The sequence below is a fragment of the Gottfriedia sp. ABJ_BB2_2 genome (assembly GCF_055484705.1).
This window is the reverse complement of record NZ_JBVFKR010000001.1, coordinates 814,930-839,270: the sequence shown is the minus strand read 5'-3', so window position 1 is coordinate 839,270 and position 24,341 is coordinate 814,930. Positions and strand designations below refer to the sequence as shown.

The 24,341-nt window shown below is 32.7% G+C and carries 28 protein-coding genes; all 28 read left to right on the top strand.

The genetic code is table 11. From position 1 onward, the window contains the following. Nucleotides 1–41 precede the first annotated feature (41 nt). A complete protein-coding gene (gene hslV, locus ACX6U0_RS04260; RefSeq protein WP_464958747.1) occupies nucleotides 42–587 on the top strand; it encodes an ATP-dependent protease subunit HslV in 546 nt (181 codons plus the stop codon). Between the two features lie 11 nt (nucleotides 588–598). Beyond that, nucleotides 599–1,993: an ATP-dependent protease ATPase subunit HslU gene (hslU, locus tag ACX6U0_RS04255; RefSeq protein ID WP_464958746.1), complete on the top strand. Its 1,395-nt coding sequence runs from the start codon at nucleotides 599–601 to the stop codon at nucleotides 1,991–1,993. Between the two features lie 34 nt (nucleotides 1,994–2,027). Next, the gene (codY, locus tag ACX6U0_RS04250; RefSeq protein WP_464958745.1) at nucleotides 2,028–2,807 is read left to right on the top strand and encodes a GTP-sensing pleiotropic transcriptional regulator CodY; all 780 of its coding nucleotides are present in this window, start codon (nucleotides 2,028–2,030) and stop codon (nucleotides 2,805–2,807) included. 472 nt (nucleotides 2,808–3,279) lie between these two features. Beyond that, on the top strand, nucleotides 3,280–3,675 hold the full coding sequence (gene flgB, locus ACX6U0_RS04245) for a flagellar basal body rod protein FlgB (RefSeq protein WP_464958744.1): 396 nt from the start codon (nucleotides 3,280–3,282) through the stop codon (nucleotides 3,673–3,675). A gap of 3 nt (nucleotides 3,676–3,678) precedes the next feature. Then, the gene (gene flgC, locus ACX6U0_RS04240) at nucleotides 3,679–4,137 is read left to right on the top strand and encodes a flagellar basal body rod protein FlgC (RefSeq protein WP_464958743.1); all 459 of its coding nucleotides are present in this window, start codon (nucleotides 3,679–3,681) and stop codon (nucleotides 4,135–4,137) included. Between the two features lie 15 nt (nucleotides 4,138–4,152). After that, the gene (gene fliE / locus ACX6U0_RS04235) at nucleotides 4,153–4,455 is read left to right on the top strand and encodes a flagellar hook-basal body complex protein FliE (RefSeq protein ID WP_464958742.1); all 303 of its coding nucleotides are present in this window, start codon (nucleotides 4,153–4,155) and stop codon (nucleotides 4,453–4,455) included. Nucleotides 4,456–4,533: 78 nt separating this feature from the next. Continuing rightward, nucleotides 4,534–6,126 (top strand): flagellar basal-body MS-ring/collar protein FliF, encoded by a 1,593-nt coding sequence (gene fliF, locus ACX6U0_RS04230; protein WP_464958741.1) that lies wholly within the window; start codon nucleotides 4,534–4,536, stop codon nucleotides 6,124–6,126. A gap of 10 nt (nucleotides 6,127–6,136) precedes the next feature. Then, nucleotides 6,137–7,156 (top strand): flagellar motor switch protein FliG, encoded by a 1,020-nt coding sequence (fliG, locus tag ACX6U0_RS04225; protein ID WP_464958740.1) that lies wholly within the window; start codon nucleotides 6,137–6,139, stop codon nucleotides 7,154–7,156. Further along, a complete protein-coding gene (fliH, locus tag ACX6U0_RS04220; protein ID WP_464958739.1) occupies nucleotides 7,149–7,928 on the top strand; it encodes a flagellar assembly protein FliH in 780 nt (259 codons plus the stop codon). The genes fliG and fliH overlap by 8 nt, the downstream gene beginning before the upstream one ends. Further along, nucleotides 7,915–9,234, top strand: coding sequence for a flagellar protein export ATPase FliI (fliI, locus tag ACX6U0_RS04215; protein WP_464958738.1), 1,320 nt, complete (start codon nucleotides 7,915–7,917; stop codon nucleotides 9,232–9,234). Before fliH ends, fliI begins: the two co-directional genes overlap by 14 nt. Further along, entirely contained in the window at nucleotides 9,234–9,677 is a 444-nt protein-coding gene (gene fliJ / locus ACX6U0_RS04210; protein ID WP_464958737.1) for a flagellar export protein FliJ, read from the top strand. The genes fliI and fliJ overlap by 1 nt, the downstream gene beginning before the upstream one ends. Before the next feature lie 9 nt (nucleotides 9,678–9,686). Continuing rightward, nucleotides 9,687–10,295: a MotE family protein gene (locus ACX6U0_RS04205; RefSeq protein ID WP_464958736.1), complete on the top strand. Its 609-nt coding sequence runs from the start codon at nucleotides 9,687–9,689 to the stop codon at nucleotides 10,293–10,295. 30 nt (nucleotides 10,296–10,325) lie between these two features. Then, nucleotides 10,326–11,642 carry a flagellar hook-length control protein FliK gene (locus ACX6U0_RS04200; RefSeq protein WP_464958735.1) on the top strand — a complete coding sequence of 439 codons (1,317 nt, stop codon included), beginning with the start codon at nucleotides 10,326–10,328 and terminating at the stop codon, nucleotides 11,640–11,642. Between the two features lie 3 nt (nucleotides 11,643–11,645). Beyond that, the gene (flgD, locus tag ACX6U0_RS04195; protein WP_464958734.1) at nucleotides 11,646–12,110 is read left to right on the top strand and encodes a flagellar hook assembly protein FlgD; all 465 of its coding nucleotides are present in this window, start codon (nucleotides 11,646–11,648) and stop codon (nucleotides 12,108–12,110) included. Between the two features lie 48 nt (nucleotides 12,111–12,158). Next, nucleotides 12,159–13,418 (top strand): flagellar hook protein FlgE, encoded by a 1,260-nt coding sequence (locus ACX6U0_RS04190; protein WP_464958733.1) that lies wholly within the window; start codon nucleotides 12,159–12,161, stop codon nucleotides 13,416–13,418. Between the two features lie 45 nt (nucleotides 13,419–13,463). Then, entirely contained in the window at nucleotides 13,464–13,673 is a 210-nt protein-coding gene (locus ACX6U0_RS04185; RefSeq protein WP_464958732.1) for a flagellar FlbD family protein, read from the top strand. 4 nt (nucleotides 13,674–13,677) lie between these two features. Continuing rightward, on the top strand, nucleotides 13,678–14,106 hold the full coding sequence (gene fliL / locus ACX6U0_RS04180; RefSeq protein ID WP_464958731.1) for a flagellar basal body-associated protein FliL: 429 nt from the start codon (nucleotides 13,678–13,680) through the stop codon (nucleotides 14,104–14,106). Between the two features lie 31 nt (nucleotides 14,107–14,137). Next, a complete protein-coding gene (fliM, locus tag ACX6U0_RS04175; protein WP_464958730.1) occupies nucleotides 14,138–15,133 on the top strand; it encodes a flagellar motor switch protein FliM in 996 nt (331 codons plus the stop codon). Further along, nucleotides 15,123–16,352: a flagellar motor switch phosphatase FliY gene (gene fliY / locus ACX6U0_RS04170; RefSeq protein ID WP_464958729.1), complete on the top strand. Its 1,230-nt coding sequence runs from the start codon at nucleotides 15,123–15,125 to the stop codon at nucleotides 16,350–16,352. The genes fliM and fliY overlap by 11 nt, the downstream gene beginning before the upstream one ends. 27 nt (nucleotides 16,353–16,379) lie before the next feature. Beyond that, the gene (locus ACX6U0_RS04165) at nucleotides 16,380–16,742 is read left to right on the top strand and encodes a response regulator (RefSeq protein ID WP_087998534.1); all 363 of its coding nucleotides are present in this window, start codon (nucleotides 16,380–16,382) and stop codon (nucleotides 16,740–16,742) included. Between the two features lie 40 nt (nucleotides 16,743–16,782). Beyond that, the gene (locus tag ACX6U0_RS04160; protein WP_464958728.1) at nucleotides 16,783–17,448 is read left to right on the top strand and encodes a flagellar biosynthetic protein FliO; all 666 of its coding nucleotides are present in this window, start codon (nucleotides 16,783–16,785) and stop codon (nucleotides 17,446–17,448) included. Beyond that, complete coding sequence (gene fliP / locus ACX6U0_RS04155) at nucleotides 17,441–18,106, top strand: flagellar type III secretion system pore protein FliP (RefSeq protein WP_464958727.1); 666 nt, start codon at nucleotides 17,441–17,443, stop codon at nucleotides 18,104–18,106. Before ACX6U0_RS04160 ends, fliP begins: the two co-directional genes overlap by 8 nt. A gap of 15 nt (nucleotides 18,107–18,121) precedes the next feature. Next, nucleotides 18,122–18,391 carry a flagellar biosynthesis protein FliQ gene (fliQ, locus tag ACX6U0_RS04150; protein ID WP_087998531.1) on the top strand — a complete coding sequence of 90 codons (270 nt, stop codon included), beginning with the start codon at nucleotides 18,122–18,124 and terminating at the stop codon, nucleotides 18,389–18,391. 5 nt (nucleotides 18,392–18,396) lie between these two features. Continuing rightward, nucleotides 18,397–19,173, top strand: coding sequence for a flagellar biosynthetic protein FliR (gene fliR / locus ACX6U0_RS04145; RefSeq protein WP_464958726.1), 777 nt, complete (start codon nucleotides 18,397–18,399; stop codon nucleotides 19,171–19,173). Nucleotide 19,174: 1 nt separating this feature from the next. Further along, the gene (flhB, locus tag ACX6U0_RS04140) at nucleotides 19,175–20,257 is read left to right on the top strand and encodes a flagellar biosynthesis protein FlhB (RefSeq protein WP_464958725.1); all 1,083 of its coding nucleotides are present in this window, start codon (nucleotides 19,175–19,177) and stop codon (nucleotides 20,255–20,257) included. Nucleotides 20,258–20,269: 12 nt separating this feature from the next. After that, on the top strand, nucleotides 20,270–22,306 hold the full coding sequence (gene flhA / locus ACX6U0_RS04135; RefSeq protein WP_464958724.1) for a flagellar biosynthesis protein FlhA: 2,037 nt from the start codon (nucleotides 20,270–20,272) through the stop codon (nucleotides 22,304–22,306). Further along, nucleotides 22,303–23,484, top strand: a complete 1,182-nt coding sequence (flhF, locus tag ACX6U0_RS04130) for a flagellar biosynthesis protein FlhF (protein ID WP_464958723.1) — start codon at nucleotides 22,303–22,305, stop codon at nucleotides 23,482–23,484. The genes flhA and flhF overlap by 4 nt, the downstream gene beginning before the upstream one ends. Beyond that, the gene (locus tag ACX6U0_RS04125) at nucleotides 23,481–24,335 is read left to right on the top strand and encodes a MinD/ParA family protein (RefSeq protein WP_464958722.1); all 855 of its coding nucleotides are present in this window, start codon (nucleotides 23,481–23,483) and stop codon (nucleotides 24,333–24,335) included. Before flhF ends, ACX6U0_RS04125 begins: the two co-directional genes overlap by 4 nt. Nucleotides 24,336–24,341: the final 6 nt, after the last annotated feature.

Here is a 24,341-nt window from a genome sequence, read left to right as displayed (position 1 = left end):
TTGCTCAATTTTAGAAATCGGTATTTCTAAGGAGGATTCAAATGTCCAATTTTCACGCTACAACAATATTCGCGATACAACACAATGGTAAGAGTGCTATGGCAGGTGACGGTCAAGTTACGTTTGGAAATGCAGTCGTAATGAAGCACACTGCTAGGAAAGTTAGGAAGCTTTTTAATGGAAAGGTTCTTGCTGGATTTGCAGGCTCTGTTGCTGATGCATTTACACTTTTTGAGTTATTTGAAGGTAAGCTCGTCGAATATAATGGAAATATTCAACGAGCAGCTGTTGAACTAGCTAAAAAATGGCGAACAGATCGAGTACTACATAAACTTGAAGCATTGCTGATCGTAATGGACCAAAACTCATTATTATTAATTTCAGGAACTGGAGAAGTAATTGAGCCTGATGATGGTATTCTTGCGATTGGCTCTGGTGGCAATTATGCATTAGCTGCTGGTAGAGCATTAAAAGAAAACGCCGGAGATAATCTTACAGCTAAACAAATAGCTTATGCAAGCTTAAAAACTGCTAGTGATATTTGTGTTTATACAAACGGAAATATAATTTTAGAAGAATTAGAATAGGAGAGTGTGTAATGAGTACTTCTTTCACGCCGCGTCAAATTGTTGAAAAACTTGATCAATACATTGTTGGCCAACATCAAGCGAAAAAGGCAGTAGCAATTGCACTCAGAAATCGTTATCGTAGAAGTCTACTAGAAGATTCTTTCCGTGAAGAAATTTCACCAAAAAACATTTTAATGATTGGACCAACAGGGGTAGGTAAAACAGAAATTGCTAGAAGAATGGCAAAACTTGTTGGAGCGCCTTTCATTAAAGTAGAAGCGACGAAGTTTACAGAAGTTGGTTATGTTGGAAGAGATGTCGAGTCAATGGTTCGTGATTTAGTCCAAACTGCCATTCGTATTGTAAAAGAAGATCGTATGAATAAGGTGAAAGAACAAGCTGAAAAAAACGCAAATCAAAGGTTAGTTAAAATTCTTGTCCCAAGTATAAAGAAACAATCATCATTTAAAAATCCACTTGAGATGCTTTTTAATCAGGATTCGCAAAACTCAAATTCAGAGCAAGATGAGAATGATACAGAAATAACATCAAAGAGAAGAAATATAGAATTTCAACTATTATCTGGAAAACTAGAAGATGAGCTTGTATCCATTGAAGTAGAACAACAACAAGCACCAATGTTAGATTTTATGCAAGGAACCGGAATGGAACAAATGGGAATGAACTTTCAAGAGTCACTTGGTAGTTTGTTTCCAAAGAAAACGAATAAAAGAAAGCTTCCTGTAAAAGAGGCACGTAAGATTCTTACGAATGAGGAAGCACAGAAATTAATAGATATGGATGAAGTTACTCAAGAAGCGATTTTTAAAGCGGAGCAATTAGGTATTATTTTTATAGATGAAATTGATAAGATTGCTAGTAAACAAAATAGTAGTACGCAAGATGTATCAAGAGAAGGCGTTCAAAGAGACATTTTACCGATTGTAGAAGGTAGCACTGTCGTTACAAAATATGGTCCAGTCAAAACGGATCATATCTTGTTTATAGCAGCTGGTGCTTTCCATATTTCAAAACCTTCAGATCTAATACCAGAATTACAAGGACGATTTCCAATTCGTGTAGAACTTGGAAAACTATCAGTTGAAGACTTTGTACGGATATTGGTTGAGCCTGATTTTTCAATTATTAAACAATATAAAGCTTTATTGTCTACAGAAGGTATACAAATCGAATTTTCTGACGATGCTATACGTAGAATCGCAGAAATAGCGTTTGAAGTAAATCAATCGACTGATAATATAGGCGCAAGAAGACTTCATACAATAATGGAAAAGCTTCTTGAAGACTTGTCATTTGAAGCGTCAGAAATTCAAATGGGTACTATTCTTATTACTCCGCAATACGTAAATGAAAAACTCGCAAATATAGCAAAAGATAAAGATATAAGTCAATTTATCTTATAGGAAACGTACAATTAAATAGGAGGCATTTAGAAAGATGCAATTATTAGACAAAACAAGAAAAATCAATAAGTTATTACAACAATCAGCAGGTAAGCCAGTTAACTTTAAAGAAATGGCTGATACTTTAGAAGAAGTAATTGAATCAAATGTGTTTGTATTAAGCCGTAAAGGGAAATTATTAGGGTACGGACTACACCAAAAGATTGAAAATGAACGTATGCAAAAAATGTTTAGCGATCGTCAATTCCCAGAAGAATATACTCAAAGTCTTTTTAATATTAATGAAACATCTTCGAATCTTGATATTGAAAGTGAATACACTGCATTCCCAGTTGAAAATAAAGAATTATTTGCTGGCGGATTAACAACAATCGTTCCTATTATCGGTGGTGGTGAGCGTTTAGGTACTCTAGTACTTGCACGTATTAACCATGAATTTGAAAATGATGATTTAATTCTAGCAGAATATGGTGCAACAGTAGTTGGTATGGAGATTCTTCGTGAAAAAGCTGAAGAAATCGAAGAAGAAGCTAGAAGTAAAGCTGTAGTTCAAATGGCAATTTCTTCACTTTCATACAGTGAATTAGAAGCAATTGAACATATTTTCGAAGAGTTAAACGGTTATGAAGGTCTATTAGTAGCAAGTAAAATTGCAGACCGTGTTGGTATTACTAGATCAGTAATCGTAAATGCTTTACGTAAATTAGAGAGTGCTGGTGTTATTGAATCACGTTCACTTGGTATGAAAGGTACTTATATTAAAGTACTTAATGATAAATTCTTAGTAGAGTTAGAAAAATTAAAATCAAACTAATAAATGATATAAAAGAAAACCTTATCCAATGGGATAAGGTTTTTTTATGTAAACTTTTTGACAATTTTATAAAGTTTTGTTTAATTTATCCATAAAATTGTATAAAATTGAAAAATTTCCAGTAAAATTTTTAGACAAAATATTTAAATTATTGCGAAACGTATACCAAATTCGGTCGTTTCTTGGTAATATATAGTAGGATTATTAAAGTAATGTTTCAAATATGAAATAATTTGTCATATTTTATAGAAAATATTTCATACGAATTAACAATATGACTTCAATTCGCTTAATATTTTAGTCCAATATACCTATTTGTAATATGTGAAAATATACAGTTTCAATGCAAGTCTTACATAGTTATAATTTATTACGTAGTAGATTGGAACATATTGTCGAAATATTAATATATTAGATATAAAATGTTGATTTTTGTAAGAATAGGACGTTTTTGATAGACAGAGGAGGACATATGAAATTATTTTCTAGTACAATCACTGCATTAGAAAGAGGACTTGATTATTCAGTACAAAAGCAAAAGGCGATTTCTCAAAATATAGCAAATGCTGATACGCCAAATTACAAAGCAAAAGATGTAACTTTTAAGTCAGTTCTTGAAAATGAAATGAATGAAAACTTTAAAGCAAATAAAACGAATAGTAAACACTTTGATTTTAAATATGGACAAGCCTCGTCTAATTCAATTGTTGAAAAAAGTGATACTTCTTATTCACATAATGGAAACAACGTTGATTTAGATACTGAAATGGCGCAGTTAGCAGAAAATCAGATTTATAACCAAGCTTTAGTTGATAGAATTAACGGTCAGTTCAATTCATTGAAAAGTGTCATTAGAGGAGGGAAATAGGTTTTGAGTATTTTTAATAGTATTAATATTTCTGCTTCAGCTCTTACGATGCAAAGATTACGAATGGATGTAGTATCCTCCAATATGGCAAATTCAGAAACTACCAGATCAAAAATGGTAGATGGAGTGTGGCAACCATACAGAAGAAAAATGGTTGAAATCTCTTCTAGTAATGGTAATGGTAGCTTTGCAAGTATTTTTAACGACACAGTACAATCAAATACAAGTGCTGGGAGCGGTGTTAAAGTAACTAAAATATCAGAGGATCAGTCCCCTTTTAAATTAGTTTATAATCCTGAACACCCGGATGCAGATGAGAATGGATATGTACAAATGCCAAACGTAGATCCGTTAAAGGAAATGGTAGATTTAATGAGTGCAACAAGATCATATGAAGCAAATGTAACGGTTTTAAATGCATCTAAAGGACTTTTAACAAAAGCTTTAGAAATTGGAAAATAAAGGTAGGGACATTAGATGACACAAATCAATCAAATTCAATCGTTTAATATACAGCCTCTAAAACCAACAAATGCTGTTAGTACATCAGGTGAAATACAATCTAAATTTGCAGGTTTTTTAAAAGATTCTATTAATGAAGTTAACCAAGCAGGCCTTGCTTCAAGTGATTTAACAAATAAATTAGTAAGAGGCGAAAATGTTGATTTACATAATGTCATGATCGCATCTGAAAAATCAAGTATTATGTTACAAACTACGATGGAGATTCGAAATAAAGTTATTGATGCATATCAAGAAATGATGAGAATGCAAATGTAATGAGAAAATCAATTTAAGCAAAGTAAAAAATATATATATAATGTTTTTCATATTTTGAATAACATCTGGGGGATTGTAATGAACGAAAAGGTGAAAGGATGGATCGCTCGAATAAGGAATTTTTGGACGAATCGAACGTTAAAACAAAAATCATTCTTAATTGGGCTCCCAGTCCTATTAGTAGTTATATTAGCAGCAAGTACTTATTTTTTTACAAAAGAAAATTTAGTTCCTTTATATAGTAATCTTTCCCCTTCTGAAACAGGGCAAATAAAAGAGACGCTAGATTCAAAAGGTATCACTTCTGAAATTAAGGATAATGGACAAACAATTTTTGTACCAGATACTGTAGTAGATGAGTTAAAGGTAGACCTTGCATCAAAAGGAATTCCGGATTCAGGAACGATCGATTATGAGTTTTTTGGTAGTAATAGCAATTTTAGTATGACTGATAATGAGTTTAATGTTGTGAAGCTAGAAGCTATGCAAAATGAACTTGCTAATTTAATGAAAGAAATAGATGGGATTAATAATGCGAAAGTAATGATTAATCTTCCAGAAAAGAGTGTGTGGGTCACAGATGAGGCTGGAGAGGCGTCCGCGTCAATCGTATTAGAAACGGAACCAGGATATAAGTTTAATCAAGAACAGAAAACTGCACTTTATCATTTAGTATCAAAAAGTGTTCCGAACTTACCTATTTCTAATATCGTCATAACGAATCAATTTTTTGATAGTTTTGACATAAAAACTGAAGATGATGATACGGAAATTGGTACAGACATTGCTTCTCAAGAAATGATTAAAAATAATGTCGAAAAAGATATTCAACTTCAAGTTCAACAATTGCTTGGTAAAATGATGGGACCTGATAAAGTTGCTGTCGGAGTAACTGCTGATATCGATTTTAGTCAAAAGAAAAGTAATCAGGAGTTAGTAGAACCTGTGGATAAAGAAAATATCCAGGGTATTGCCGTTAGCTCAGAAAAAATAAAAGAAGCTTATGCTGGTTCGAAGCCGACCGATGGTGGAGTAGCTGGTACAGGTGATGAAGATATTGCAAGCTATCAAGGTTCAGATAGTTCAAGTAATGGTGATTATACAAAAGAAGAAGAAAGAATTAACTATGATGTAAATCGAATTAAAAATGAAATCGTTGATGCACCATATCGAATTAGAGACTTGAGTATTCAGCTAGCTGTTGAACCACCTAATCCAAAAGATGTGAACTCATTACCACAGCAAACAATTGATGAAATCAAACAAATGCTAGGAACAATTGTAAAAACATCAATCGATAAAGGGTATAACAAAGATGGAGTTGAGTTAACTCAAGATCAAGTAGCAGAAAAGGTTGCAGTTTCAGTATCTCAATTTAAAGGAAATAATGCTGCATTAACTTCAACGAAAACAACAATTCCATTATGGATGTATATCGCTGGTGGCGCTTTATTATTGATTATTATCATTCTAGTATTCTTATTACTACGTAAACGACGTCAAGAAGAGATTACAGTAGAAGATTTAGCCGCACCTATTATTGATGTTCCAGACATAAATGATGAAACTGAAACAGATGGAACAGTAAGAAGAAAGCAACTAGAAAAAATGGCGAAAGAAAAGCCAGAAGAATTTGCGAAATTATTAAGAAGCTGGATTTCAGAGGACTAGGAGGAGAACAATGGCAAAAAAGGATAAATCAACTGAGTTAACTGGAAAACAAAAGGCTGCTATTCTTCTTATTTCTCTTGGTCCAGATGTATCTGCACAAGTTTACAAGCATTTATCTGAGGAAGAAATTGAAAGGTTAACACTTGAAATTTCTGGTGTCCGAAAGGTAGAAGCGAAAGATAAAGAAGGTATAATAGAAGAATTTCACCAAATTGCATTAGCGCAAGAATATATTACGCAAGGTGGAATCGGCTACGCAAAAACAATTTTGGAAAAAGCATTGGGTGGAGATCAAGCTCAAACAATCATTAATAGATTGACATCTTCATTACATGTTAAGCCATTTGATTTTGCTAGAAAAGCAGATCCATCACAAATATTAAACTTTATTCAAAACGAGCATCCTCAAACAATCGCATTAATCTTATCTTATCTTGATTCCATTCAGGCAGGTCAAATCCTTTCTGAGTTGCCTCAAGATATGCAGGCTGATATCGCGAAGAGGATTGCATTAATGGATAGTACATCACCAGAGATCATCAATGAAGTAGAGCAGCTTTTAGAAAGAAAGCTATCAACAAGTGTGACACAGGATTATACACAAACAGGTGGTATAGAGACTGTTGTTGATGTATTAAACGGTGTAGACCGTAGTACAGAAAGAACGATTCTTGAAGCACTTGAAATACAGGATCCTGAACTGGCAGAAGAAATTAAAAAGAGAATGTTTGTATTTGAAGATATTGTTACACTTGATAATCGTTCAATCCAACGTGTTATTCGAGATGTTGAGAATGAAGACCTTATGCTTGCACTTAAAGTCGCAAGTGAAGAAGTTAAGAACGTTATCTTTAAAAATATGTCAAATCGTATGGCAGAAACCTTCATGGAAGAAATGGAGTATCTTGGACCGGTTCGTTTACGTGATGTTGAGGAAGCTCAGACTCGTATCGTATCAACAATTCGTCGATTAGAAGAATCAGGCATTATCGTAGTTGCTAGAGGCGGAGGAGAGGATATTATTGTCTAATTTAATAAAAAGACAGCAATTGCAAAATGAATCGACTCCTGCAAAAACAATCGGAATCCAACGAGTATTTCAGCAAACTGAGGATTTGTTAGTAAACGATAATAATAACGAGCAGCTTCTAAATGTTAGAGAAGAGCTAGAAACATATCAAAATAAATTGGAACAAGTGAAACAAGAAATTGAGATGCAAAAAAGAGAAGCTCAATTAGAAATTGATCAAATGAAGCAGCTTTGGTTTGAAGAAAAAATCGACTTAATTCAATTAGCAAAAGATGAAGGTATTGCACTAGGTAAAGAGGAAGGCCGACAAATTGCTTTTTTTGAATATGAAAGTTTATTGAATGAGGCCAAAGAAGTAGTTGAAGCTTCAAAAGTAGATTATATAAACAGAATCGAAGAAAGCGAAGATGCGATTTTAAAACTTGGATTAGCAGTTTCAGAACATATCTTATTACATGAGATTAACCAAAATCAGGAACATCTATTACCAATTGTTAAGAAAGTTTTACATGAAATCAGAGAAGAGAAAGATATACGATTAACTATTCATCCTTCTCAATATGATTTATTAGTTGCTCAACGCGTTGAATTAGAAAAAATATTATTAAATGAATCAAAGTTATTTATTTATCCTGATGAAACATTATCAATGGGTAGCTGTGTAATTGATTCTTCGTTTGGAAGAATTGATGCGAGTGTAGATGTTCAATTAAGTGAAATTTCTAGGAAGCTTTTAGAATTAAGTCAGGAGGAAGTAGATGCAACTAACTAGAGTAATTCAACAACTTCCTTCAATTGACTCATATAGAAGGTTTGGTAAGGTACTTAGAGTAATAGGGTTGATGATTGAGTCAAAAGGACCGAAAGCTTCAATAGGCGATTTATGTTACATCTTTCTTGATAAAAATCAAAAGAAGAAAGTATTTGCAGAAGTTGTAGGATTTAATGATGAAAACGTCTTGCTGATGCCGTATACAAATGTACATGATATTTCACCAGGTTGTATCGTTGAAACTACAGGAAAGTCACTACAAGTAAAAGTTGGTAATTCGTTAATTGGACAAGTTGTTAATGCATTGGGAGAACCACTAGATGGTTCAAGCTTACCAAAAGGCTTAAGGCCAGTACCAACTGAAAACGATCCTCCAAACCCGATGAAGAGACCACCAATTTCGGAACAAGTTGAAGTTGGGGTAAAAGTAATCGATAGTATGCTAAGTGTTGGAAATGGTCAAAGAATCGGTATTTTCGCAGGTAGTGGTGTTGGTAAAAGTACATTAATGGGGATGATTGCTAGAAACGCAACTGCAGATCTAAACGTCATCGCATTAATTGGAGAACGTGGTAGAGAGGTTCGAGAATTTATTGAAAGAGATTTGGGCCCTGAAGGCTTGGCTAAATCAATCGTAGTAGTAGCTACTTCTGATCAACCAGCGTTAATGAGGCTAAAAGGAGCTTTTACGGCAACTGCAATCGCTGAATATTTTCGAGATCGTGGTTTAAATGTCATGTTCATGATGGATAGCGTTACACGAGTAGCTATGGCTCAACGAGAAATCGGTTTAGCAACTGGAGAACCACCAACAACAAAAGGATATACACCTTCAGTATTTGCGATTTTGCCTAAATTACTTGAAAGAACAGGTACAAGTGAACATGGCACAATCAGTGCATTTTACACTGTTCTAGTTGATGGTGATGATTTAAATGAACCGATATCAGATACAGTCCGTGGTATATTAGACGGTCATATTGTATTAGATCGTGAATTAGCAAATAAAGGTCAATTTCCGGCAATTAATGTTCTGAAAAGTGTAAGTAGGGTAATGCCAGCAGTCGTTCCGAGAGAAAATATAGAGCTAGCTGATAGAGTTCGAACGTTATTAGCAACTTATTTAAACTCGGAGGATTTAATTAACATTGGTGCCTATAAGCGAGGAACAAGCGTAGAAATCGATGAAGCTATATTTTATTATCCAAAAATTGTTGAATTTTTTAAACAATCGGTTCATGAAAATTATTCAGCAGAAGAAACAATACAAATGTTAAATTCAATTGTTAGTAAGGGTGATCAATAATGGCAATACCATTTAGATTTGAAAAAATATTAACAATTAAACAAAAAGAAAAAGAACAAGTTCAAATAAGCTATGAAGTTGCTGTTAAATCCTTTGAAAAAGAAGCGACGAAATTATTTGAGCTTCTAAGGAAAAAAGAAATGCTTGATGAACATACAGAACAAGAATTAAACACTGGTCTTTCAATCATCGGTATTAAACAACAACAACTTTTTAGAGACGCATTAGAAAGAGACATTTCTAAAGCTCAAATTGATGTAATGCGAACTAGAAATGTCATGATAACGAAGCAAGAAGAATTACTCGATCAAAATGTAGAAGTGAAGAAATTTGAAAAGATGAAGGAAAAAGCTTTTAAACTTCAATATGCAAATTTACTTAATTTAGAGTCTAAACTCATGGATGACCTATCTCTTCAACAATTTGTAAATCGAAACTTATAGGTGATAAAAATGCAAATTGAGACGAACGAAAAAGAATACAGCGCTTTTCAATATTTTATTTTTGTCTTTTTGATTCCAATACTTTTTACAGTAACAATTGCTGTGATTATCTTGAATGTTGCTGGCGTAAATGTTTCGAAAGAGGCAAGAAAGATTGCTTCACATATTCCTATTATTGAATCATACGTAAAAAGTGAGTCTCCTTTATCAGAACAAGAGCAATTGAAAAATAATCTTACAAAGCTTACAGAAACGAATAAAAAAGTTGAAGAAGAATTAAATAAATTGAAAAGTCAAACAAAAGAAAAAGATCAACATATTAACAGTTTACGCATTGAAGCTGAAAAGTTAAGACAACAAATCAAGGATTTAGAAGAAAGAAATACAGCAACAATTGATTCAGAAGAAGAGAAGAAAGCATTATCAAAAAAGTTATTTACTAGTTATGAGCAAATGTCTGAAAAGCAAGCAGCACAAATATTATCAACGGTATCTGAAGACGAGGCATTTTATATTCTTTCGAACCTTAAAAACGAAGCTGTAACAGAAATTTTAGCAAACATGGATGTTAAAAAAGCTGCGAAGTTTACTTCCATGATGACAGCTAATTCAAGATAAAAGACAGTAAAGTGGAGGGAGGTGAACAGTATGAAAGGGATTGAAAAGTATCAATTATTCAATATGGTGCAACCATTGAAATCAAAATCTTCATATATTCAGAAGAATAATAAATCTTTTGATAAAGTTATGAAGGATTCACAATCTCTTCAAACGGTTCAACCGAATGAAAATGGTCGTAAACTAGTGAAAAATAATGAAGAAAATTCTAATATTAAAAAACTAGAAAAGCTAATTGAAGATACACTTGGAAAAATAGAAGATAGTAAAGCTGATAAAGAAAACTTGAATAGTATGGTTGATATATTATCACTATTACAGTCATTGATTCAAAAACAACTTGAAATCTCTATACAAGATCAATCAAAAAGTGATGATTCAAGCGAGACTCCATTTAATTTATCAGATGGGATTTCATTAACGGACTCAAAAGGTTTCATGAATGCCATTTTAAATTCAACAGACATTAATAACTCAACAGTAGTAAACCAATTAGATGATTTGAAAGGTATTTCTACTATTTTATCTAATATTCTTTCAAAGTTAATGGAAACGATTAATTCTGGAGCTAAACTAAGCGATGATCTTCAAAATTCAACCATTGTAATTTCTCAAAATGAATTAAATAAATTGATTCCGATGTTAGGACAATTTTTAGAAAATAATGGTTTGGGTATTGATCAAATTAAGATGGTTTCTGATAGTATCGTAAAAATGATATCGAATTCACAATTAACTGATTCAAAAATTAATACTGAAAATCAAGGATTGGCTACTATTGAAGAAGCTGAAATAGAGCCTGTCTCAATGACAAAAATAAATACTTCCGAAACTGAAAATCAAAATTTCTCATCTTCAAATCAATCATTTTCTGGGGAAAATATTAAACAGTTTGCATTATTCATCGGAAAATCAACAAATAAAGCTGAGGCCAATCAATTTGTAAGAGACTTCCAGAATATCATTCAAAAAAGTAGTTTTACGAATGAAATGGGTCAACAAAAAATATTTATAAAGCTGTTCCCAGAACATCTCGGCAGGATTTCTATTGAACTCGTTAAAAATGAGCATGGAATGACTGCAACGATTATTGCTTCTTCAGGAAAAGCGAAAGAATTACTACAATCAAATATGGATGGTTTAAAGCAAGCACTTCAAATGAACAATTTGCAAGTAGAAAAGATTGATTTATATCAATCATTGCAAGCTGATAATTCATCATACTTGAATCGTGAGCGTGATCAAAAGCAACAACAAAATCAACAACAAAAACAATCAAACCAATCTGAGAAAGAAGAAGAAGGTAGTTCTTCATTTTTAGATGAGTTCTTGAAAGTGAGCCTGTAGCCCATGAGTACAATTTTAGATGCGTTAAATGCAATTAATTCATCGAATTCGAAAACAAGCAAAAAATCTGGTAGTGAGCTAGGAAAAGATGATTTTCTTAAGCTACTAATGGCGCAGATGAAAAACCAGGATCCATTAAATCCTATGCAAGATAAAGACTATATTGCGCAACTTGCAACATTTTCTTCACTTGAACAAATGACAAATATGAATACTTCTTTAAACAACTTTTTAACTAGTATGTCAACTAACTTACTTCAGTTCAGTGAATTAATAGGAAAAAAAGTTTCTTATATAGTCGTTTCTGAGGATGGAAATTCAACAAAAATGGAAGAAGGTATCGTTAAATCTGTAGAAAGAACGAAAGATGGATACTTAGTCAATTTAACTAATGGAAAAACAACATATACAGAATATATTTCAAAAATAAGTGAAAATACTGATAGTGAAAGTCAACCTACGAAATAAATGAACTATTTATAACTAGCAATTTACTTATTTAAGGAGGAAAAGTTAATGCTTCGTTCGATGTATTCAGGAATTGGTGGAATGAGAAATTTCCAAACAAAATTAGACGTTATTGGTAATAACATCGCAAACGTTAATACGTATGGATTTAAAAAAGGACGAGTAACATTTAAAGATATTGCGAGTCAAACAATGTCAGGTGCTAGTAGCGCACAAAATAATCGTGGCGGAACGAATGCTAAGCAAATAGGTTTAGGTTCTGCTGTAGCAACTATTGATACGATTATGACAAATTCAAGTCTTCAAACAACTGGTAGATTACTAGATTTAGGTATAGACGGAGACGGATTCTTTGTTGTTAAGAATGGGAACCAACAATACTATTCACGTGCTGGTAACTTCGATATTGATAGTGTTGGAAATCTAGTGAATTCTGATGGATTGAAAGTTCAAGGCTATGCAATGGACCCTACAACTGGCAAACCTAATACTAGTAAGTTAATTAATTTAACAATTGATAAAAATGCAACAGTAGCTCCATCACCTACAACTACAATAAAATTTGATGGGAATTTATCAAGTAATGCAGCAGTTGGCGATAAAGTATCAATGGATCTTGCAGTTAGAGACTCTTTAGGAAATGAAGTGCCGCTAAATGTAGTTTATACAAAAACTGCTTCTAACTCTTGGAGTGTTGCTGTTCAAAATGTAGTAACACCACCAGCAGTACCAACAACTTACGGTACTGGAACTTTAAACTTTAATGCTGATGGATCATTAATCGTAGATACAACACCTCCAATAACGTATCCATTTGGAGCAAATGTGACTATTCCGTCATCTGTAGGTGCAGCGGCAATCGTATTAACTCCAGATAAATTAAATTTCGAAAAATTATCACAAACTGCCGAGGCATCTAGTACTTCTGTTAAGGAAAAAGATGGTTCAGCAGGTGGTTCACTAACAAGTTTCACATTTGGTCAATCAGGTGAAATTACAGGTGTTTTCTCAAATGGACAAGTAAAAACTCTTGGACAAATTGCTTTAGCAACATTCTCTAATCCAGGTGGTCTTCTAAAAACAGGCGGTAATACGTTCCAAGAAAGTAATAACTCAGGTATACCAAATGTTTCAACTCCGGGTAATTCTCGTGGTGTAGTACAAGCTGGTACATTAGAAATGTCAAATGTTGATTTATCTGAAGAATTCACTGATATGATTGTTGCACAACGTGGATTCCAGGCTAATTCTCGAATTATTACAACTTCTGATCAAATCTTAGAAGAGCTAGTAAACTTAAAACGTTAAGGTAGGTGAAAGAGGATTAAGCTTTAGCCTGATCCTCTACTATAAATGATTAGCTTAACAAAATTAAACGGAAATAAATTTACATTAAATGCAATTTATATCGAGGAAATTCAATCATTTCCTGATACGACAATTACTTTAACGAATGGTCATAAATTCTTTGTAAAAGAACCAGAAATTGAAGTAGTAAAATTAGTAACTGCATTTTATCAATCAATTAATTTATTAGGAACTGATAAAAAAATGGAGGCGTAGTCCATTGTTTAAAAATAAGTTAGTAAATATTATGATCGTGCTTCTGTTAGCGATTACGCTTATTGGAACAGTTACTGTCATTATTATTAATAAAGTAAACGTAAAACCCGCTAATGGAGAGCCATCAATTGATGAAATTATCGAATCGTCAGTTGATGTTCCAGAAATCACAACGAATTTAAAAAATGGCGATTATATTAAAATCTCATATAAGATTCAAACTTCAAGTGAAGATGCGAAAGCTGAACTAGAAAAAAGAGATTTTCAAGTGAAAAACTTAATCATTCAACAATTGGCACAGATGCAAAGTGACCAATTGAAGGAAAAAGATAGTATTTCAAAGTTAGAAAATACGTTAAAAGAAAAATTAAACGGTATAATGCAGGATGGAAAAGTAGAAAAAGTATACACCACCTCATTCATCCTACAATAGTCGATCTTACATGTAAGAGGAGGTGAATTGCTTGTCAGGAGAAGTTTTATCACAAAATGAAATAGATGCGCTTCTTTCAGCTATTTCAACAGGTGAAATGGATGCCGAAGAACTTAAAAAGGAAGAAAGTGAACGAAAAGTAAAAGTGTATGACTTTAAACGTGCACTTAGATTTTCGAAAGATCATATCCGTAGTTTAACAAGAATTCACGAAAATTTTGCCAGATTGTTAACCACTTATTTTTCAGCCCAATTAAGGACTTATGTACAAATAAGTGTTGCATCAACTGATCAAATTCCATACGAGGAATTTATTCGCTCTATTCCTAAAATGACGATATTAAATGTATTTGAAGTACCTCCTTTAGATGGAAGAATTATTTTTGAAATCAATCCTCATATTGCGTATGCAATGCTTGACCGAGTACTAGGTGGTCAGGGAAATAGTATTAATAAAGTTGAGAACTTAACTGAAATCGAAACAAAAATCATGACTCAATTATTTGAAAGAGCTGTTGAAAATCTGCGTGATGCTTGGAGTACGATTGCAGATATTGACACAGTATTAACAGATTTTGAAGTAAATCCTCAGTTTTTACAAACTGTTTCACCAAATGAAACGGTTGTTGTAATCTCATTTAATACTGTAATTGGTGATACGACCGGGATGATTAATATTTGTATTCCTCATGTAGTGCTTGAACCAATGATTCCAAAGTTATCCGTAAGATATTGGATGCAACCAAATACAAAGCCTAAAAATCAAGAGGAAACAGAGTTTATTAACAAACGAATCAATTTGACAAATTTAGAAATTACGGCAGAACTAGGCCAAACAACAATTTCTATCAATGACTTATTGAATTTGGATATTGGTGATGTAATCGTGTTAGATAAAAATACGAAAGAAGCCTTAGATATTAAAATTGGTAATAACTATAAATTTACTGCTCAACCTGGTGTCGTAGGTAAAAAAGTTGCAGTTCAAATATTAGATGAGTTGAAAGGGGGAGGAAGTGATGAGTGACAAAATCCTATCTCAAGAAGAAATCGAACTACTATTAAATGGTGGATCTTTAGGCGAAGAACCGATTGAAGCAAATAATCAAGAAGAAGTACCCCCTTTGGAGGATTTATTGTCTTCAATTGAAATGGATACTTTAGGGGAAATAGGTAATATATCTTTTGGTAGTTCTGCTACAGCACTATCAACATTATTAAATCAAAAAGTAGAAATTACGACTCCTAGTTTATCTGTTTTACATCGACAACATTTAGAAAAAGAGTTTCAATCTCCATACGTCGCAGTACAAGTAGGTTACACAATAGGATTTGTTGGCGCTAATCTATTTGTTATTGACACAAGAGATGCTGCAATCATCGCTAACTTAATGCTTGGCGGAGATGGTACGAATGTGGAAGATACTGAATTAGATGAAATTCATTTAAGTGCGGTCCAAGAAGCAATGAATCAAATGATGGGTTCAGCTGCAACTTCAATGAGTACAATCTTTAAGAAAAAGGTAGATATCTCACCACCGACAATTGGGTTAATTGACTTCAAAGTAGGTGAAGGAACAAATAAAGTTCCTCAAGATGAGTATCTCATTAAAGTTTCATTTAGATTAAAAGTAGGGGAATTAATAGATTCATCTATTATGCAGCTTTTACCCTATGACTTTGGTAAGGAGTTAGTTGATGAATTGTTTGCACTGAATCAACCAGCGAAAACTCCTTCAGAAGGGGTAACGCAACAAAAAGCACCACAACAACAAGTTCAACCACAAGTACAGCAAGCAGCTCAACACTATCAAGAGCCTGTACACAACGAAAGAATGGTACAACAGCAAGAGACGTATATTGCACCAGCAAGTTCAAATTCTCTTGGAAATCAAATGATTGGAACATCACACCCTATTAGTAACCAATCTGTTCAACCAGCTGCTTTTTCACAATTACAACCAGTGTCAATTACTGAAAATGAAGCTAGAAATTTAAATATGTTATTCGATATTCCTTTGAATGTAACAGTTGAATTAGGTAGAACAAAGCGCTCTGTTAAAGAAATTCTAGAATTAACGACTGGCTCAATCTTAGAGTTAGACAAGCTTGCAGGGGAACCTGTTGAAATTCTAATTAATAGTAAGTTAATTGCAAAAGGTGAAGTAGTTGTAATTGATGAGAATTTTGGAGTTCGTGTTACTGATATCGTAAGTAAAAGCGATCGTTTAAATAATTTAAAATAATTTAAATATATTTTGGAGGAATTTGTAATGGCAAATAATATTCTTATAGTTGATGACGCAGCATTTATGCGAATGATGATTAAAGACATCTTAGTAAAAAATGGTTTTAACGTAGTAGCAGAAGCTGCTGACGGTGCTCAAGCCGTTGAAAAATATAAAGAGCATCAACCAGACCTTGTAACAATGGATATTACAATGCCAGAAATGGATGGAATTGCAGCATTAAAAGAAATTAAGAAAATTAATCCTAATGCAAAAGTAATTATGTGTTCAGCAATGGGACAACAAGCAATGGTAATTGACGCAATTCAAGCTGGAGCTAGAGACTTTATTGTTAAGCCTTTCCAAGCTGACCGTGTAATTGAAGCTATTTCTAAAACATTAGCTTAATATCAATCTAGCATTGAATTTGAAAAGAAGGTGACAACGAATGAAGAAGCTACTTTTTTTAACGTTGTTGTCATTGATGGTGATCGTTGCGCCGTTTAAACCCACAGTTGGTTTAGCGGCGCAATCTAATCCATCTATACAAGATTGTATAGATAACCCAAAGTTATGTGATGACAATACAAAAAAGAAGACTAGTCAAGACATCTCAGAAGTAAAGTCAACCAAACTAACATTTTTTGACTATGTGAAAATGATCATTTCTTTTGGAATTGTCATTGGACTACTATATTTAGTACTTTTCTGGATTAAAAGAAATGGAAATTCTTTCTCAAAAAATAATGTAATTCATTCACTTGGTGGCACATCAGTTGGATCTAATAAATCTGTTCAAATTTTAAAAATTGGAAACTCATTATATGTAGTTGGTGTGGGCGAGGATATTACTTTACTAAAAGAGATTAGTGATCAAGACGAAATACAATCGATTGAAGAATTAAGAGAGCAAAAAACGCAAGCTGAAGTAAAGGTTACGAAATGGTTTGAAAACGTAATTAAACAAGATTATCGAAAAGTAGATTCAGCAAAAATAAATTCTACAAAAGAATCATTTAAAAATCTGTTTAATCAACAAATGCAGTCTTTAAAAGGTAAGAAAAATTCAATCCTTACTAGAATTGATGAGAAAGGGATCGACAAGAATGAATGATGTAGTTCAATACTTTAATTCTAGTAATCCAGAAACGGTTACAACATCTGTAAAACTATTATTATTATTAACGGTATTATCTATTGCACCGGGAATAATTATTCTTACTACATGTTTTACAAGGATAATCATTGTTCTATCTTTTGTTAGAACATCAATTGGGACTCAAGGTCTACCACCAAATCAAGTATTACTAGGATTAGCAATGTTCTTAACATTTTTTATTATGGCTCCAACATTTCAAGAAGTAAATAAACAAGCCTTAACACCTTTATTTGATAATAAAATAACGTTAGAACAAGCATATGATCGTGCTTCTATTCCGGTTAAAGAATACATGAGTAAACATACGAGACAAAAGGACCTAGAGTTATTTATGGGTTATACAGGTATGGAAAAGCCTAAAAGTATTAAAGACATTCCATTAACTACATTAGTACCAGCATATGCAATTAGTGAATTAAAATCTGCTTTTCAAATGGGTTTTATGATATTTATACCTTTTTTAGTGATAGATATGGTTGTAGCGAGTGTATTAATGTCAATGGGGATGATGATGTTACCACCTATTATGATCTCACTACCTTTCAAAATATTATTATTTATTATGGTAGATGGATGGTATTTAATTGTTAAATCACTGCTCGAAAGCTTCTAGAGGTGAACTAAAAAAATGAGTCAAGAATTCGTTATAACAATAGCTCAAAAGGCAATCTATACATTATTTATTGTGAGTGGTCCATTACTTATCATTGCTTTAGTAATAGGTTTGATTGTCAGTATTTTTCAAGCAACAACCCAAATTCAAGAGCAAACATTAGCATTTATTCCAAAAATAGTTGCTATATTAGTTGCACTCATTTTCTTTGGACCTTGGATGTTAACTAAATTAGTAGAGTTTACATTTCAAATTTTTAGTAATTTGAATAATTTCGTAGGTTAATAAAAATGGATACTTTATATCAAAGCATACCTGCATTTCTATTAATTTTCGTAAGAATGTCTAGTTTTTTTGTCACAGTTCCGATTTTTTCGAACAGATCAATACCGACAATTCATAAAGTAGGATTTTCCTTCTTTACAAGCTATATTGCATTTTTTCTTGTCGATCAACAACCGTTACTAAATGTTGATAATTATCTATTACTACTAATGAAAGAAGCAGTTGTTGGTTTAGCACTTGGATTAATTGCATTTATTGTGATGTCAGCGATTCAAATTGCTGGAGGATTAATCGATTTTCAAGTCGGATTTTCAATGGCTAGTGTATTTGATCCACAAACTGGTATGCAAAATCCAATTACAGGTCAATTTTTAAATGCAATTACGATCTTATTTTTATTATCGGTTAACGCACACCATCTTTTACTACAAGGGATCATAAATAGCTTTAAAATAATTCCTGTAAATTCGACAGGATTACCCATTGGTCATGAGGAATTTATGCTTGAAGTTGTAAAAATCTTTATCTCAATGTTTATTATCGCATTTCAAATGGCGCTACCAATTGTTGCATCATTATTTTTAGTAGATATTGCATTAGGTATTTTAACGAGAATTGTTCCTCAACTGAATATTTTTGTTGTTGGCTTACCATTAAAAGTAATCATTGCATTTATTTTGTTAATCATCGGTTTACCAACAATGATGGTATTAGTTCAGCATTTATTTGAATTAGTTGTACAATCAACAAATTCCCTCATCCAGTTAATTGGAGGAATTTAAAATGGCACAAATTAAACTTAATTTACAACTTTTTTCTGGGGAAAAAACTGAGAAAGCAACCCCCAAAAAGAGGGAAGAAACGAAGAAAAAAGGGCAGGTAGCTAAAAGCGTAGAGATTAATACAGCTGTGATTTTACTTTCCATGTTTCTCTTTTTACTATTTGGTCGACAGTTTCTTTTTGACCAATTTGAGCATGTGATGAAGGACTATCTGGAACATAATTTATTAAAAGATATTTCTAATCAAAATGCTAGTTCAGTGCTATCTAAAATTTACATTCAAATTTTAATTTTAATTGGTCCTTTTTTAGGAGTTGCTTTTATTGCTGCGATCGTAGCTAATATATCGCAAGTTGGTTTTATATTTTCGACTGAGTCAATTGCTGTAAAGTTTGATCGCTTGAATCCTATACAAGGATTTAAAAAAATATATTCATTAAGAGCAATCGTTGAATTAGTAAAGTCATTATTAAAAATTTCAATTGTTGGTGCAGCTACCTTTTACATTATTTGGCAAAGTAAACAGGAAATATTAAATTTACCCTTTATCGGTATTAGGGAAGTCGCAGAAACAATTTATAATTTAGTTGTAAAAAGTGGTTTATACGCATCTGGCTCTTTATTTTTAGTAGCAATGCTAGACTTGTTTTATCAACGCTTTGATTTTGAAAAAAATATTAGAATGTCAAAGCAAGATATTAAGGATGAGTATAAAAAATCCGAAGGGGATCCACTAATTAAATCAAAAATTAAACAAAAGCAAAGGGAAATTGCCATGCGTCGAATGATGCAGGAAATTCCAAATGCTGATGTAATCATTACAAACCCTACTCATTATGCAGTTGCTCTTAAATATGATGAGGAAAAAAGAGATGCTCCATTTGTCGTTGCAAAAGGAGTGGATTTCCTAGCATTAAAAATAAGAGAAATCGCAAAAGCACATGATATTGTAACGATTGAAAATCGTCCCCTTGCTAGAGCGCTATATGCACAAGCGGACATTGGGGATGAAGTGCCAGAAGAGTTTTTTAAAGCAGTTGCCGAGATTTTGGCATATGTTTATAAGTTGAAAAGAAAGATTTAAGGGGAGAAACTAATGTCAGCAAAGAACTTAACAGTGCTAATCAGTGTAATATTTATCGTTGTCATGCTAGTTATTCCTTTACCAACATGGTTAATTAGTTTGCTAATCATGCTAAATATGTCAATAGCACTTGTTGTTTTATTACTTTCAATGAATGTAAAAGAATCACTTGAATTTTCTGTGTTTCCATCACTGTTATTAATTTTAACTTTGTTTAGAATAGGTTTGAATGTATCAACAACAAGGGCAATCCTGACTACTGGACATGGTGGTAATGTTGTAGAAACATTCGGGAATTTCGTTACAAGCGGAAATGCAATTGTTGGTTTCGTAGTGTTCTTAATCTTAATAATTATTCAATTTATCGTTATTACAAAGGGTTCTGAACGTGTATCTGAAGTAGCAGCAAGATTTACACTTGATGCGATGCCTGGTAAACAGATGAGTATTGATGCTGATTTAAATGCAGGTATGATTACTGAAGCACAAGCAAGAGAAAGAAGAACAAAAGTATCAAGAGAAGCAGATTTTTATGGTGCGATGGATGGAGCAAGTAAATTCGTAAAAGGTGATGCGATTGCGACCATTATCATTGTTATCATTAATATTGCGGTTGGTATGATCATTGGTGTTGTTCAATTAGATTTAAGCTTCGCAGAATCAGCGAAACAATTCACGACATTAACAGTTGGTGATGGAATCGTAAGTCAGATTCCTGCACTACTAATTTCAACTGCAACAGGTATTATGGTTACGAGATCTGGGTCTGAAGACAATTTATCTACTGACCTTACAAGTCAATTATTAGCGTATCCCACTTTATTATATATTTCAGCTGGATCTATTACGTTATTAGGTTTAGTAACGCCATTAAATGATATCGTAACACTTCCAATTGGAGCATTATTAGCGTTTGGTGCTTTTCAACTATCTAGAAAGCCTGCTATCGATGAAACCATTATAGAGGAACAACAAGAAGAAGTAGTCACAAATGATCTAAAAGCTCCTGAAAGTGTTGTTAAATTATTACAGGTTGATCCAATTGAGTTTGAATTTGGTTATGGATTAATTCCATTGGCTGATACGAATCAAGGTGGAGACCTTTTAGATCGAATTGTCATGATAAGAAGGCAATTGGCTATCGAACTAGGATTAGTCATACCAGTTGTTAGAATTAGAGATAATATTCAACTTCAACCAAATGAATACGTCTTAAAAATAAAAGGGAATGAAGTTGCACATGGTGAGTTATTACTAGATCATTTTCTAGCATTAAATCCTGGATATGACGAACCATCAATTGTAGGTATAGATACATTTGAACCTTCATTTGGTTTACCAGCAAAATGGATTTCTGAAGAAATGAGAGAAAGAGCGGAAATGTTCAATTATACCGTTGTAGATCCTCCTTCTGTTGTATCTACTCATATTACAGAAATTATTAAGAGTTATGCGCATGAATTACTAGGTAGACAAGAAACGAAGAATTTAATTGATCATTTAAAAGAAAACTATTCAATCTTAGTAGATGAGGTAACTCCAAATCCACTATCAATCGGTGATATTCAAAAAGTATTAGGCAAACTTTTAAAAGAAAAAGTTTCAATTAGAAATCTACCAGTTATTTTTGAAGCTTTAGCTGACTATGGAAGATACACGACTGATCCTGAAGTGTTAACTGAGTATGTAAGACAAGCACTTGCAAGACAAATTACAAGTCAATTCAGTCAATCTAATGAATCATTAAAAGTCATTACTTTATCAGGTAAGGTTGAAAAAATTATTGCCGATTCTATCACTCAATCAGAGCATGGCTCATATTTATCAATTGATCCAGATACTTCAGGTGAGTTTATCAAAGCCGTAAATAAAGAAGTTGAAGAGATGTCAATTGCACAGCAACAACCAATTTTATTATGTTCTCCTGCAATAAGAATGTATGTAAAACAGTTGGTGGAAAGATATATGCCGACACTTCCAGTCCTTTCATATAATGAATTGGATGCAGATCTTGAAGTTCAAAGCGTAGGAGTTGTGAGAGTAGGATGAGAGTAAAAAAAATTATTGCACCCACTATGGCTGAAGCAATGAAAAAGGTAACGGAAGAACTAGGAAATGATGCTGTCATTCTAAATTCAAGAGTCATTCAAGAAGGTGGAGTTTTTGGTTTCTTTGCAAAAAAGAAAATTGAGTTAATAGCTGCTTTAGATCAAAATCAATCAGCTCCAAAAACGATAACTCAAAAAGAACAACCGAAAACAGCTACCTTTCAAAGTCAAATTGATGAATTAGTTCCATTAATTAAAGAAGAAATCGTTATTCAAAAAAGAGAACAACCAAAAGAAGAGTTAGAGCATGACAATCTTCTGAAAGAAATGAAGCAATTGAAGTCGATGATTACAAAAATGAGTAATGAACAATCGGGGGAAGAATCCCTTCACCCATTGGTAGAGGAATTAAAAACCAAATTAATAGAACAAGACATTCTAGAAGAGCTGACTGAAGAAATAATTTTGGAAATCAAGCCTAGAATGGCACTTTTATCGAATCAAGTTACAAAAGAGCAAATAAATGAATGGTTAAAGTCATCAATCATGACGAAAATGAAGGATTTAGATTTTGGCCATAAACATGATGACATTAGATATGTGAATGTAGTAGGACCTACTGGTGTTGGTAAAACAACGACACTTGCTAAAATAGCAGCTGAAGCAGTATTAAAATACCGAAAAAAAGTTGCTTTTATTACAACTGACACTTATAGAATTGCTGCTATTGATCAATTAAAAACATACGCAACAATTCTTGGAGTCCCAATTGAAGTTTGTTATAACTTAGAAGATTTTAAGAATGCAAAAGAAAAATTTGAAGGTTATGATCTAGTATTAATCGATACATCCGGCAGGAATTTCCGAGATGAGAAATACGTCACTGAATTGAAGAAAATTATCGATTTTAATGAATTGGAAACGTACCTTGTACTTGCTTTAACATCAAAGTACAAAGATATGAAAAAGATTTATGAACAATTCCATTCAATTCCTATAAATAAAGTGATTTTTTCTAAAGTTGACGAAACTGAATCATACGGTTCGATGTTAAACTTTATGGTCGAAAAACAAGTTGGGGTTGCCTACTTAACAAATGGTCAGAATGTTCCAGACGATATCATGGAAGGAAGCCCTAATAAAATTTATTCAATCCTAGCAAAGGAAGTTCAGCTATGAGTGACCAAGCGACAAATTTGAGGGAAAAATTACAATTTGCAAATCAGCCAAAAAGTAAAGTAATTGGTGTTGTTAGTGGAAAAGGCGGCGTTGGAAAATCAAATTTTAGCTTAAATTTTGCGATTGCTTTATGTCAAAAAAATAAAAAAGTACTATTACTGGATTTTGATGTAGGTATGGGTAATATTGATGTCCTATTAGGAACCGTGACTAATTTATCAATTATTGACATTTTTAATAAAAATTTGACGATTCGTGATATTATGAATATAGGGCCAAATGGGTTGAAATATATACCCGGAGGCTCGGGTTTATCAAACATTTTTTCATTAAGTGAAAGTAAACTTTCACATTTATTTAATGAGTTAGAAAATGCCATGGAAGAGTTTGATTATATTATTTTTGATATGGGAGCAGGAGTTAGCGAACAAACGATAAAATTACTCTCTGCAATGCATGAGATCATTGTCATAACGACTCCTGAACCAACTGCGATCACTGATGCGTATGCAATGATTAAACACCTTGTACTAAATCAAGTACGAGCTAAATTATCCATTGTGATTAATAGAATAAATTCTCATAAAGAAGGAGAATCTGTTCATTTTAGATTAGTTCATGCAATCAAACATTTTATGAATGTTGAAGTAAATCTATTAGGGATGATTTATGATGATCCAAGTGTAAGAAAAGCGGTTATTTCACAAAAACCATTTATTTTACATACACCATCTAGTCAGCCATCAAAAAATATAGAAAATATTAGTAAAAAATACGTAAACGAGGATTTTAATGAACCAACTTCACATTCCTTTATACATCGTATGAAATCTCTATTTTTAAAAAGGTAGTGGTTT